The 14,538-nt window shown below is 40.4% G+C and carries 2 protein-coding genes; both read left to right on the top strand.

What is annotated here, in order from left to right; translation table 11 throughout:
* Positions 1–570 precede the first annotated feature (570 nt).
* Positions 571–5,958 (top strand): T9SS sorting signal type C domain-containing protein, encoded by a 5,388-nt coding sequence (locus ICG50_RS06570; RefSeq protein ID WP_187660116.1) that lies wholly within the window; start codon positions 571–573, stop codon positions 5,956–5,958.
* A gap of 228 nt (positions 5,959–6,186) precedes the next feature.
* A complete protein-coding gene (locus tag ICG50_RS06565; protein ID WP_187660115.1) occupies positions 6,187–14,427 on the top strand; it encodes an immunoglobulin domain-containing protein in 8,241 nt (2,746 codons plus the stop codon).
* The last annotated feature ends 111 nt before the right edge of the window (positions 14,428–14,538 follow it).

Here is a 14,538-nt window from a genome sequence, read left to right as displayed (position 1 = left end):
AACCACTATCCCAACTCAGCGCAGTACCAATTTTGACCACTGCGACTGAGACTGAAAACTAAAACTATAACCAAACATTAAAATCGGTGCCTATCCGTTCAATCCGTGTCATCCGTGTTCTAAATAGTTCCCCACTGAAAGCTATAACTAAAAAACTACCACTAAAATGCTCTTAACGGAATAGTGTCATCTTTTTTACATAAAATGCTGATTAAATAGCATAAAAGATAATAACTTATTAACATTTCTTGCAAAGTATTGACAATTTGTTAATTTAGCGAACCCAAAACTACCAAAATGTACTAAGTTTGAGGAGATTATTGAAGTAATTTACCCCAAAAAATGTACTACTTTTTCTATCATTTAGCGCTATGAATCGTCCAATCTGCACTACTGGTGTGGCATTGGTCTATTATTATTGACTGTTTATCGAAAACAGTTAATTTAGGGTAAACAAAATGTTAAAAAACAATACAATAGACGTATTTTTAGCGTCTAAACCTTAGGGTAATTTATTTTGAATCGAACAAACTAGACTATTGATTATACCACAAAAACAAACAACATACTATGAAAAAAACTTTACTTAATGCCTCGGGTAATGTAACTCATTTTAAAAAGACAACGCCGCTCCACATCCTACTGCTCACGTTAACCTTCTGGTTAGGTTTCCTCGGAAATACTGAGGCGCAGTGTATCGGACCTTATCAAGGTTTTGAGAGTGTGACTAACGTAATAGGTGGTATGCAAGCCACTGGCTGGGTATTCGGCGGAAGAAATGCAGCCAATACTGCAGATGATTCTTTCGTTGCCGGTGGAGCAACGGCTAACAGTAGAACAGGGTTATATAGATTGATACATTCTACTGCTAACAATTCTGTTAATGCTTTTGTAGCCTCACCAATTATTGCCACACCTAGTACATTTCAGTACTACATGAGAAAATCTGGAACTACAACAGCTTATTCATTTGAGTTTTCGGATAATGGGGGAACCAACTGGTACGCCATTCCTAACGGCACCAACAATGTGGCCGGTTTTTACAATACGATTTCTTTAACGGCGGTTATTCCAACCTTACCAGCGGCTATAGCAACATCTGTAACCCACTTAGTTTCGGTTACCGGGGCATTTCCGGCTACACCGGAAGGGTATCGTTTTAGAGTTGTAGATAATAGAACAACCGGAGTTACCGGTAATTTATTTTTAGATGACTTTTCATGGACGTCTTCAGTTGCGGCGGATAATACCATAGTAGTGCCTGAGTTAGGTGCTGTTACAGCTTGTAATGCCATCACAGTACCGGCTACCGGAAGTTTGACTTTTTATGACCAAGGAGGTGCTACAGACCGTTATAATTTTAGTCAAGATCAAACTTGGCAGTTTGCCCCACAAAACCCAACAGACAAAGTAAAAATAACATTTCAAAACTCTTTTAATGTAGATACAGGAAGTTTTTTAAGTGTATATAATGGTAGCGGCACCGGTGGTACAGTTTTATTAAGCAATTATAATGGAACTACTTTACCTTCAACAACAGTTTACACCTCTACCGATGCCAATGGTTATGTAACCATTAGATTTGTTACTTTAGCTACTGGTACACCACTGGCCGGTTTTAATATTAAAGTAGAGTGTGTGGGTTGTGCGGCTCCTTCAGGTTTAGCGTTTGCGGCCGGTGGAGGAGTATCTCATGAAAATGCTTATTTGACTTGGTCGGGTACAGCCTCTAATTATGACATTTACCACAGTACTTCTAACACAGCACCAATTGCTTCTACCACACCCACTTTTACCAGTGCTACAACATCGGCAACGGTAACCGGTTTATCGGCTTCAACCCCATATTACTTTTGGGTGCGTTCCAATTGTGGTTCGGGTAGTACCAGTACATGGTTAGGCCCTATTACGGCTACCACTTTATGTACACCACAAAGCATTGTTTATTTGGAAAACTTCAACGGTTTATTAGGAGGCGTTTTGCCTACTTGTACTTCTACTGATGGTGCGTTTGCTTCTAATGCTACCAATGGTAATATATTCTCCAATGGTGTTGGTGATAATTTCTTTACTCAAGGATTTACCTTGACGGCAGGCACTTTATACCGTATTAGTTATGACTATTCTACCAACTTAAACGGAAACGCGAGTTTGGAAGTAAATATTGGTCACCCAAACAATAACGTGGCGCCAACAGCAAGCAACATTAACCAAACGATTGCTTACAACGGTTCGTTTTCGGTAATCAATTCAAACATTGTAAACTACACTCCGTCAGTGAGCGGAACGTATTATTTGCGTTTTGTAGTGGATGATTCTGATGGTCCATCGGTACAATTAAATTTAGATAACATCCGTGTTGAAATAGAAACTTGTTTGCCACCAACAGCTGTGACAGTTTCTGTACCATCCATTAATGATTTCGGGGCTACCTTGTCTTGGACGGCACCGGCTACCGGAGCGCCTTCTGCCGGGTATGCTTATTTTATATCTACTACCAATACACCACCTAGTTATAATGACTTAGGAACAGGAACGGTAGCGTCTAACGGCATTACTTTTTCTACTTTGTCGCCTAACACTACTTATTATGTGTGGGTACGTGCCAATTGTGGAGCTCAAATCAGTATTTGGTCTACCAGCTTTGCCACGTTTACCACTACTAATATCACGGCACCGGTAACCATCAGAATTTCTGATATTGCGGGCTTAACCAATGTGACTTGTGGACAAAACATCACCTTTACCGATAGTGGTGGTACAGCAGCCGGTTATGCCAATAATGAAAGAACCGGTTTTCCTTCTTATGATCCTCATACCTATACTTTCGTACCTACAACTCCGGGCGCAAAATTGATGGTTATTTTTAACTCATTTGCTACTGAGAACAACTGGGACGGTTTAATGATCTACAGTGGTCAAAATTCAACTACCGGTACTTTAATGCCATCGGGTAGAGCAGCCGGTTTCTTACCGCAAACTTGTCCGGCCGATGCTTGGTCAGGAACGGCTTCACCGGGTAGTATCTTATCTACAGCGGCAGACGGATCTTTGACTTTTGAATTCCGTTCAGATAACATTATAACGGGTGCAGGATGGACTGCGTCTATCGTTTGTATTTCCAATGTGCCGGTAATTGATAGTTTCAATCCTACAACTAATAACTGTACTACAGGTACTAGTGTGCAGATTTTTGGTTCTAACTTTGTTGGCATTACTTCAGTCACCTTTGGTGGTGTATCCGCAACTTTCACCGTAAATGGTGCTGGAACAATTATTACAGCTACTTTACCGGCTGGTGCTACCACCGGAAGAATTAGAGTATCTACAGCACAATTGTCAGTAAACAGTGCCACTGATTTTACCGTTTTAGCGCCACCGCCAACAACCACAGGAGTTACTATCTGTACGGGTGGTTCAGGAACTATTTCAAGTTCTACTAACTGTAACGGTTATTCTAACGCTACCAATACGTTAGCAGGAAGCTGGACTGTAGGAGTTGATCCTGTGGCACCAAAACCATTTGGTTCGGCTAACTCTACTACTTGTGGATTTACAACAACCAATTTAACTTACAGTACCATTACTTTCCAAGTAAGCGTTACAGGAACTTATGTGTTCAATATGAGTAGTGGCGTGGATGCGATGGGATACATTACAACAGGACCATTTACTGCAGGAAGTTGTGCTACCGGTACCTTCATTATCGGAGACGATGACTCGGGTCCGGGATTAGAACCAAGATTAACCGTATCCTTGACAGCAGGGGTTACATATACTTTATATTCCACTTTCTACTTTACGGCTGTTACGGGTCCATATACTTGGACGGTAACGCCACCTTCTGGAGGAAGTACCTTATTATTTGCGGCTCAATCGATTCAATGGTATACGGCAGCCAGTGGCGGATCGCCAATTGGTAGTGGTAGCCCTTTTAATCCGGTAGGGGTAGCGGGTTCAGGTTTAACCAATACACTTACACCGGGAACCACCGTTTATTATGCGGCTTGTTCTTCTAATCCAACTTGTAGAACTGCTACAAACTTTGTGATTGGTGGTGCAGTGGCTGGTACGGCTTCAAGCGATCAAAACGTATGTTCGGGTGTAGCTTCCGATTTGACTTTAACCGGTTTTACGGGAACAGTAGTCAAGTGGCAGTATGCTTCTGACCTTGCCTTTACTGCAGGGATAACGGATATTCCGGCTAGTGCCGCTGCAACGTTAACTTCAGCACAAATTGGTACTTTTTCAGGATCGCGTTATTTTAGAGCGGTAGTGAATTTGGCGGGTTGTTCAGATGTTTATTCCAATGTGGTAACCATTACTTTCAGTAAAGCCATTTGGAATGGTTCGTCTTGGTCTAATGGAACCGGTCCTACGTTAACTATAGGAGCTGATTTCCAAGGGAATTATACTTCAACCGGTAGTTTATCGGCTTGTAGTGTAACCGTAACCAGCGGAAATGTATTATTTGCCGGAGGACACACTTTAACAGTACAAAACCAAGTAACCGTTTTGGGTGGAAGTTTGTATTTTGAAGACGATGCCAGTTTATACCAAATCACCGATGTGGCTAATGCCCCGGGAGTTTATTCCGGAGGAAACTCAGGAAACATCACTTCGGAGCGCGATGCGGCACCGATGTTTAGATACGATTACACTTATTGGTCAACACCGGTAAATCCGCAAACGCTTTTAGCCGTTTCACCAAGTTCGCCACAGTTTTTGTCTTACGAATTTGATGCTGCAGCTAACAATTGGGCTTATTTTAATCCGACCGGTGTGATGACAGTTGGAAAAGGGTATATTTTCAGAGCGCCAACGTTCTTTAATTTGCCACCGGGCTTCCCGTTAGTGCACACGGCCCAATTTATTGGAGTGCCTAACAATGGTATCATTACCATACCGGTTGTTGGTGGAGCAGAGCAAATGAACTTGTTGGGTAATCCTTATGCAAGTGCCTTGGATGCTGATGATTTTATTGCCGCTAACCTTGATGTGAACGGAACTTTATATTTCTGGACTCACCATACACAATCCACAGCTCCTTATACTTATAACCAAAGTGATTATGCCTTGTACAATTCAACCGGTGGAAGTGCAGCTACTACTTCGGGAGCCGGAAATGGAAGTGCACCAACCAAATATATTGCTTCCGGACAAGGTTTCTTTGTGAAAGGATTGACTTCAGGAACCGCTACGTTTACCAACGCTATGCGTGAACCGGGGAACAATACTAATTTCTACAGAAACGGTTCGGCAGTTCAAACGGATAATGGATTAGAGAAACACCGTTATTGGTTGAATATGACAAACCAAAGCGGAGCTTTCAAACAGATGTTGGTGGGTTATGTTGAAACGGCTACCAACGGAATGGATCGTTTGTTTGACGGACAAATGGTAGAAGCAGGCAATACTATTGGTATGTATACTTTAGTAGACAATACTAAATTGAGTATTCAAGGAAGAACCTTACCATTTGATGTGAATGAGACTTTGCCATTAGGATACAATTCGACTATAGCGGACACGTTTACGATTTCGTTAGCCGATTTTGACGGCTTGTTTACTTCACAAACCATCTACTTAGAAGATACATTACTAGGGATAATTCATGATTTAAAAATAGCCCCTTATACTTTTGTAACCGAGGTGGGTACTTTTGACACGAGATTTATATTGCGATATACTACACAAGCCTTGGGCACTACTGACCCAATCTTTAATGAAAATACCGTAGTGGTTTACCAAAACCAAGACGGATTACACATCAATTCAGGCACTTTAAATATGGAAAATGTAACCATTTTCGATATCAGAGGTCGACAACTTGCTTCCCAAAAGCAAATCGGTACCACTCAAGCAGTGTTTACCACTTTACCTACTACCCAACAAGTATTACTTGTTAAAATTGAAGCAGAAAACGGTGCCATAGTTACCAAAAAAGTAGTCTATTAACACTTACAGTATAAATACCTAGCCATTTTAATCTAAATGGTTAGGTATTTTATTTGCTCCATTTTTTAATTCAATTTTAGGTCTTGCTAATTTCTGTAAGAAAAAAGTAAGTCTATGATTTCTTTGACCGATTTTAAAGCACCTTTAATCGAATAAGTAATCTATTGTTTCACATTTAATTAACAATTTATATACATTCACATTTCTTATTAACCCAATTTTATAATTATGATTAACAACTACACTATTTTGAATTCTCGTAAAAAAACGGGATTCGGTTCGTGGCAGCCAAATGAAGGGAATTCCCCGCATTCATTATTTGGCCTACGAAAAATGTGTCTTGTGGTCTTATTTTTTGTGTTGAATCTTATTTCAATGCAAGAGGTGTCAGCTCAAGTCTCATTTTCACAAAATTTTGATGTCAACTCTACGGGTTGGACAGGTTTTACCAGATTCACGGGAACTACCGCTTGCGGTGGGACAGGTGGTTCTGTGAGAGCAAATTTGTATTCATTTGCTACAACTGCCAATTTGGTATCTCCACTCGTTGGAGTTTCCTCAGCAGGGAATTTTACTATTAATTACAGTTATAAGGTGGCCAATTGGAGCGCTAATACTGTAGCAACAAACCCTTGGGGTTCCTTTAACGTTCAATATGGTGCAACAGCTTCAGGGCCTTGGACTACTATTGCAACTGTTACTGAAGAAACTCAAAATGGTTCTTGTATTAGTAAATCACACACCTTTACACCTCCGGCGGGAAATCTTTATATCAGATTTTCGGCTACATGGTCTTCAGGTGATTATTATTTGAATTTTGACAACATTACATTGTCAGAGTCATTACCGGCTTGTACAGGAACTCCTGCTGCAAATAATATTGTTGGAACTTCTGCGGTTTGTGCCAATTCGGGAACTAGTTTGTCATTAAGTAATAGTTATGCTTTTGCTGGCATTAGCCGTCAATGGAAATCATCTCTTACTCCTGGTGGTCCTTATACTAATTTAGGTACCGCTACAACTCAAGCAACAGGTAATTTAACGGCTACAACATATTATGTTTGTGATATTTCATGTGCAGGTGGAGATACTTTTACAACTCCAGAGTTTACGGTTGCAGTAAATCCTTTGCCATTGGTAACCGTTTCATCTTCATCTCCTTCTTATTGTAATCCGGGTGGAACTGCAGTTAACTTAATTGCTGGTGGTGCAACAACATATATATGGTCTCCTGCTACAGGATTGTCTACTACTATTGGTGGGATTGTAAATGCAACACCATCATCTACTACAACTTATACCGTAACAGGTACTGATGGCAATGGTTGTCAAAATATAGCCACTTCTACAGTGATTGTTTTTGGTGTTCCTCAATCAGTAACTGCCACGGCTACGCCGGCAACAATTTGTGTTGGTGGTACGTCTACTCTTACCGCTGCGGCTTCAGTTCCTTCCACAGTTAATAGTTATGCTTTTGCAGCTTCATCAGGGGCAGCTTTAGATCCTATGACAGGAGCAACTGTTCTTATTGGTTCTAGTGTTGATGATACTGCTTCAGCTTCATTGACCTTGCCATTTACTTTTAATTTTAATGGTGTAAATTATACTACTTATACTGTTTCTCCTGACGGATGGTTAAAATTTGGTGCCGCTGGTACTAGTGATTTTTCCAATCAAGTAACAGAAGGAACTAACTTACCTAAGCTTTACCCTTACTGGGATGATTTAGCCACAGGAACTACCGGAAATGTAACCGGATTAACTATTGGTACAGCACCAAATAGAATTTTTGTGGTGCAGTGGTTCGTAACCAGCCCTAGAGCAACAACAGGTCCTGCTGATTCAACATTCCAAGCTTGGATGTATGAAGGAAGCAACAAAGTAGAATTCCGTTATGGAACTATGGGGGCTTCTGGTAGTGCTTCAGCCGGTCTTACAGGCGCAACTACACAATACCAAAGTATCACTTTGTCAACAGGTGCAGTGAGTACTTCGACATCTAATGATTTAAACGATTTTGCTCCGGTTAGTGGTACATCTTATGTATTCACACCGCCAACGGCTACTTATACTTGGTCGCCTGCCGGTGATGTAGTGAGTTCAACTAGCCAGACAACAGCTACAAATGCTTTATCGACTACACAAACCTTTACAGTAGTGGCTTCTAATAACGGTTGTAATGGAGCTCCTGCTTCAGCTACGGTTATTATTAATCCTTTAAGCTGTTCTGCGGCTACTTATACATCTCCTAATTGTGCCGGAAGTGACTTTACAGTTACGGCTAACATTAGCGGTGGTGGTGCTCCTTATTCTTATGCTTGGAGTGATGGTATCGGAGGGGTTTATCCTAATGCGGCAACTATAACTGCTAATTTACCGGCCGGAACTTATAACTTCGTTTGCGTTGTTACTGATTCTTGTGGTTCTACTTGTACTTCTAGTGTAAGTGTTACTGTTAATGGAATACCAACCGTTACGGTTTCGCCATCTTCAGCTTTATACTGTAACCCAAGTACTCCAATAGCTTTAACAGCTAGTGGTGCGGCAACTTATGCATGGTCACCGGCTGCCGGTTTATCGGCTACTACCGGAAGTGTTGTAAACGCTTCACCATCATCTACTACTACTTATACCGTAGTGGGAACAGATGGTAATGGTTGTGTGGCTCCTGCAGTTTCGTCTGCTATAACAGTACAACCTGGTCCAACACCAATTTCATTGTCTTCAAGTGCTGCTACCGTTTGTAATGGTACTGTTGTTACTTTAACGGCTAACGGTGGAAATGTTTCAACTTCGACTGCTTTTGCTGCTGTAGGTACTACACCAATTGTAGATTTTGTTTACAATACTTCACCGGTTACAGTGGCCGGCTTACCTGCTAATGCAGTGATTTCTAAAATTGAAGTCCTTTTTGATGTTACACACACTTGGGATTCTGATGTTCAATTAAATCTTCAATCGCCTAATGGTAAGATTGTAAATTTAGTGAGTGCAGCAGGAGGTTCAGGAGATAACTTTAGCAACACAACGGTTACTTCAGATATTGCAGCTGCGGCATTTTCAACCGGTTCAGCGCCGTTTGCTAATGGTGTTTACACGGCAAGTTTATTAGACTTGGCTGTTACAAACTCAACTACAAATTTTGCTGAATTATTTACAGCACCATTCAATGGTACTTGGACTATTCAGACTTATGATACTGCCGGGGGTGATACAGGTACGTTAAATAGTGCTTCTATTAGAATCTTCTATTCAGCTCCTACTACTACTTCTTGGACAGCTTCTTCAGGTACTTTATTATCTTCGGTTAATCCTGATGTAGCTTATGTTTCAGGAGAAAATGCAGCAGTATTGTATGCAAGACCAACAACCGCAACTACTTATGCAGCTTCTGCTACTTTAGGAGGTTGTACTAGTATAGGAAGTACTTCAGTGGCAGTTAACCAATTGCCGGTATTTAGTGTGGCACCAATTACTATTTGTAATGGTACTACAGGAACTTTAGTAGCTTCTTCTTTAGAAAGTAATTCATACAGCTGGACGCCTGTAGGTGGTGGTACTACTTTATCAGGTAACTCTGTTATGGTGAGTCCAAGTGAAACTACTACTTACAATGTTACGGCTACGAGTAATACCACAGTACCGGCTTGTTCTAGTACTATTCAAGTTACTGTAACAGTAAACGAACCAGGTACTATTGTATCCGGTACAGCTTCAAGAACAGTGTCTCCGGGTCAGTTGACTTCTTTTGAAGTGGTAACTACCGGTCTAGTGACTTACCAATGGCAAGTAAATGACAACGTAAATGGATGGCAAAATATTTTGGCAGCTAACCCTGATTATTCAGGAGAGAATACTGCGGTATTGAGTCTTCAAAACATTACGTTAGCCTTTGATGGTTTCCAATACAGATGTTTGGTAACTGGTTTAGCACCATGTGTTACCTTAACACCAATTGAAGCCATCTTAAACGTAACTAATACAGGTTTCTCTACTCAACCGTCAGATGTAAACCTTTGTGGTCAATCAAGTACCTCATTCAGTATTGTAACTACAGGTGATGCACCTTATAATGTACAATGGCAAATGAGTACTGATGGTGGTATCAGTTTTAATGATATTTTTGATGGACTTGATGCTTCAGGATTAACATTCTCAGGCGTTAATGAATTCAGCCCAAAAACATTATTTGTTTCCGGAATTACTACGGTTCATTCAGGATACCAATTCAAATGTCAATTAGATTTCTTCTTAGACAGTGGAATTGCTACCTTAACAGTTAATACTCCGGTAACTGTAACTAATAATTTCTCTACAACTCCGGTTGTAAGATGTAATGCACCAAGTGCAGCAGCTACTACTTTTGGAATTTCAACTACAGGTTCTGTAGCGGGAGTAGAGTGGAAATATGCTACTTCAGCTAGTGGTCCTTGGAACACTATTGCTGCAGGAACACCGGTAGGAGCTTCTTATTCGGGTGCTAATTCTAATACTTTATCAGTAACTACCAACGGAAGTACTCCGGTAGGTAATTACTACTATAAAGCTTTCGTAACCGGTTCAGGTACGGGTGTTAACAAATGTGCTGATGTAGAATCAGCGCTAGCTACAGTAACTGTTGCTAATCCAACCATTACTGTTTCTTCAAGTGCTGCAACTTACTGTACGCCAGGTCCTGCGGTTACTTTAACAGCGTCTGGAAGTGATATTAACAGTTATTCATGGACGGCTAGTGGTTTCACTACTACTACAGGAACTTCTGTGGCAGTAACGCCTTCTGCAGCTACTACTTATACAGTAACGGGCACAGATGCTAATGGTTGTACTAATACAGCTCAAGCTACTGTTAATGTTGGTGGTACATTTAGTTTAGCGGCTACAAGCTCACTGGATACAGTATGTCCTGGTAACACAGTTTCTTTAAATGCTGTACCAACGCCTTTGAGTGGAACTAGTTACTTAATCAACTCTGTACCTTATCAATTTAATCCAAGTAGTGGTGCATTTACACCATTAACAGGTACAGTATCTACAGCCGTTGCCAGTTTATCTGATGATACCAACTCGGCTTCATTACCTATTGGTTTCAGCTTTAACTTTGGTGGTACAAACTATACTAACTTCAGAGTAAACTCTAATGGTTTATTCTCTTTTGGTGCAGGAAACACCTCGGCAGGCAATTCATTAAATTCAACTACAACAGGTGTAAGACCTGGAATCGCTCCTCTTTGGGATGATTTACAGTGTTCTTCTACGGGTGTGACTTACCAAGTAAGTGGTGTTTCACCAAACAGAGTGTTAACTGTTGAATGGTTAAACATGGAATGGAACTGGAGTTCAAGTCAAAATGCCATCTCTTTCCAAGTGAAATTGTACGAAGGTACTAATGCAGTGGAATTGGTGTACAGAAACGAAGTACCGGCAGGTAGCCCTGCAGGTTCAGGTGGAGCTTCTGTTGGTTTAATGGGAACAGCTTCTACTAACTTTGTTTCTTTACAAAACCTTACAGCTTCTCCTACTATTAGTACGACTACTTCAACAAATAATATAGCTGTAAAACCAGCTACTGGTCAAACCTATAGATTTACTCCTGTAGCTCCGGTTACTTATACTTATGCATGGTCGTCTACTCCATCAGGATTTACGGCTAGTACGGCTAGTACAAGTGCCTCTCCAAGTGTAACAACTACCTATAATGTAACGGCTACTTCAAACGCGGGATGTACTGCTCAAACATCAAAATTAGTTACTGTTGATTCAACACCTCCGGTGTTTACATTACAACCGGTAGCTACTTTAGAAAGATGTCAAGGAACAACAGCTACATTTACGGCTACTGTTTCTAGTGCTACCCCAGTAACTTACCAGTGGTTTAAAAATGGATCTCCATTAACAAACGGAACAGGTATTTCTGGTGCTACTACTGCTACATTGACCTTAACCGGAACAACTCCTTTAACTTCAGGAAGTTATACAGTTACTGCAACGAATTGTTCTGCTGTTTCAAGTGAGGCTGCTGTATTAACAGTATATCCTACACCAACTGCAGTGGCGCCGGTTGCTCAAGTTTACTGTATTGATGCTACTGTACCTGCAACTCCTTTAGTAGGAACTCCAAGCGGAGTAACTTTTGATATAAGTGGTGGTGCTTCTGTAGGATTACCAAATCAAACAGGAGTTACACAAATTCCTTCATTCAATCCAACAGCAAGTGGTAATGTAACTATTACAATTACACCTAAAGCAAATGGTTGTACAGGATTACCGGTAACTTATAACTTAATTATTAATGCCTTGCCAATTGCACCGGTATTAAGTTCAAATTCTGCTATTTGTCAAGATAGCACCTTAGACTTAATGTCTGTGGTTGCTGTTGGTCCTCCTACAATTTTAACGCAAAACTTTGAAGGTGGTTTAGCAGGATGGACTGTAACATCTGCTTCTACAGGTGGTGCTAATGCTTCATTAGCTAATTTCAACATTAGACCACACGGCCATGCAAGTGGAACAACTTTCAATAGTCCAGGTGCTGGAAGCTTTATTTTAGCTGACCCGGATGCTGCAGGAAGTGGAATTGTATTGAATACGCAGTTAACATCTCCTAGTTTCAGTACTGTAGGTTATTCTGCTGCTACTCTAAGCTTCAGACATTATCACAGATATTTGACTAGCGCACCGTCAGTACAAATATCTACAGATGGTGGTACAAACTGGACCACAATAGCTTCTTATTCGACAACTGTAGGTACTGCTACAAGCTTTACCACTGCTTCAGTATCATTAAATGCTTATTTAGGCTTATCAAATGTGAAAGTTAGATATAACTATACAGGAGGTTGGTTATGGTATTGGGCTATCGATGATATTAGTATCAATGGTGTTCCAAGTACTTATGATTATGCATGGACTGGACCTAATGGATTTACTTCTTCAGCTCAAAATCCAAGCATTGTTAATGCTACACCGGCTGCAACTGGAGACTACACTTTACAAATTACTAATGGTAATGGATGTAAATCAAGTTCAACTATTTCGGCGGTAGTTTATCCTACTCCAACAGTAGTTGCACCTGCCAATCAAATTTATTACTCAGGTTTTGCAACAGCAGCTATTCCATTGACCGGAACTCCATCAGGTGTTACTTTCAATATTAGTGGTGGTGCTGCTTCAGGATTGGCTGATGCAAATGGTATAACTACTATTCCATCTTTCATTCCTACTGCTACGCCTTCAACAGTAACCATTACACCGGTTGCTAACGGATGTGTGGGTGTGCCTGTAACTTATCAAATCGCGTTTAACCCTGTAGTGGTAAACATCACTTCAAATATTTGTGGTGGAATCAACCATGGTTTGAATAATCAAATTCAAGCCGGTTCGGTATCCGTTCCTGGATATACTGTAACAGGATATCAGTTTGAAGTTACGAATACTGCAACAGGTGAAGTATCCATTGTACAAAGCAGCCAAAGTCACTTTAAATTGACTGACGCCAGCAACTATGCTTATGGAACTACATTCACTATTAGAGTGGCTGCGATATTAAATGGTAACGTACAAGGATACTTCGGTAATACTTGTTCATTGACAACAACTACAGTTCAAACTAGTAGAGTTGTTACCGCTCAGTGTGGTGCTACATTAGTATTCATTAATTCAACTATTAATGCTAATGCGGTAAATTCAACTAACTTATACCGATTCAGAGTAGCCTTGGCTAGTGCTCCAACAGTAACTTATACAGTGGAGCGTACTGTTCCTAACTTTAAGTTAACTGATGTGGTGGGCTTACCATTACTATACGATACGGAGTATTTAGTAGATGTACAAATCCGTGTTAGATTAGCAGGATTTGAGGCTTGGTCTCAATATGGTTTACGTTGTTCAGTATTTACTCCTACAGCTCCGGTGACTTCTTTAGTTGACGCTCAGTGTGAGGATTACGCAGTACCATCTGATGCTACTCAAATCAATGCTATTGCATTCCCGGGTGCTACCGCTTATCGTTTCAGATTAACTGGATTTGATGAGTTTGGTGATGTGAACTACCAACAAACAGTTACTAATGCTACACCAAGCTTTACTTTAAGCCAATTCACAGGATTAACACCTGGAGTTACTTATGCTGTAGCAGTGTCTATGAATTTGTTCGGTACATTCACTGACTATGGTAAAGATTGTAGTATCATTACTCCAAGTGTGACTAAACAATCTGTTGTAGAGCCATTTAAAGCAACTGCTTACCCTAACCCGTTTGCAGCTAACTTTATGATTGATGTGAAAACAACAAGTGATTCTGTAATCGCTATCAAAGTTTATGACATGGTAGGTAGATTAGTTGAACAAAAATCGGTAACTGTTGCCCAATTGGAAAATGCTCCAATAGGAGATCGTTATCCATCAGGAGTTTACAATGTTGTAATAACTCAGGATGAAACCGTTCAAACAGTTCGCGTTGTTAAACGATAAATAACAAATAAGTAATAAGGAAAAACCCATCAAGTAATTGATGGGTTTTTTTATTTAATAAAAATCGGTAGTATTCAAAAAAGAAAAAGACAATAGTCATAAGGCAATAGC

It is taken from the genome of Flavobacterium buctense (assembly GCF_014486695.1).
GTDB lineage: Bacteria > Bacteroidota > Bacteroidia > Flavobacteriales > Flavobacteriaceae > Flavobacterium > Flavobacterium buctense.
Note: the sequence above shows the minus strand (reverse complement) of the source record. Positions and strands in the feature narration are given on the sequence as shown.

What these genes read in the sequence shown, in the direction of transcription:
- ICG50_RS06570 (WP_187660116.1), top strand. Translation starts at nt 571, where the DNA reads ATGAAAAAAACTTTACTTAATGCCTCGGGTAATGTAACTCATTTTAAA.
- ICG50_RS06565 (WP_187660115.1), top strand. Translation starts at nt 6,187, where the DNA reads ATGATTAACAACTACACTATTTTGAATTCTCGTAAAAAAACGGGATTC.